At 65.6% G+C, this 697-nt stretch carries 1 protein-coding gene and 1 pseudogene; both read right to left on the bottom strand.

The window, feature by feature from the left end; all coding sequences use genetic code 11:
• A pseudogene (locus DXX3274_RS24460) lies at positions 1-278 on the bottom strand (cadherin-like domain-containing protein); the annotation flags it as partial.
• Positions 279-310: 32 nt separating this feature from the next.
• On the bottom strand, positions 311-697 hold a 387-nt coding region (locus DXX3274_RS22305; protein WP_193747016.1), incomplete at its 5' end, for an Ig-like domain-containing protein.

Raw genomic sequence — 697 nt, 5'->3', positions numbered from 1 at the left:
CCACCGTGCGTCATTCACCGCCGTCACCGTAATGGTCAGCGTGCCGGTCACCACCCCACCGGCGCCGTCGCTGACGGTGTAAGTCACGGTATCGGTGCCGTTAAAGTTGGCATTCGGGGTGTAGGTCAGCGTGCCGTCGGCGTTGATGACGACAGAGCCGTTGCCGGCAGTAGCCGCGGTACCGTCAGCGGATTGCCATCGACATCGCTGTCGTTCGCCAGCACATCCACCGTCACCGGGGTGTCTTCGGCGGTCGTCGCCGTATCGGCTCCCGCCACCGGCGCATCGTTCACCGCGGTGACGGTAATGGTCAGGTGCCGGTCGCTACCCCACCGGCGCCGTCGCTGACGGTGTAGGTCACGGTGTCGGTGCCGTTAAAGTTGGTATTCGGGGTGTAGGTCAGGGTGCCGTCGGCGTTGATCACCACCGCGCCGTTACCGGCCGTCGCGGCCGTGACCGTCAGCGGGTTGCCGTCCACATCGGAATCGTTCGCCAGCACGTCGACGGTGACCGGCGTGTCTTCGGCAGTCGTCGCCGTATCGGCTCCCGCCACCGGCGCGTCATTCACCGCCGTCACCGTGATGGTCAGCGTGCCGGTCACCACCCACCGGCGACCGTCGCTGACGGTATAGGTCACCGTATCGGTGCCGTTAAAGTTGGCGTTAGGCGTATAGGTCAGGGTGCCGTCGGCGTTGAT

Source organism: Dickeya sp. NCPPB 3274 (assembly GCF_000406205.1).
In the GTDB taxonomy this organism is placed as follows: domain Bacteria; phylum Pseudomonadota; class Gammaproteobacteria; order Enterobacterales; family Enterobacteriaceae; genus Dickeya; species Dickeya fangzhongdai.
The sequence above is the reverse complement of the archived record's forward strand: the minus strand, read 5'-3'. Positions and strand labels throughout refer to the sequence as shown.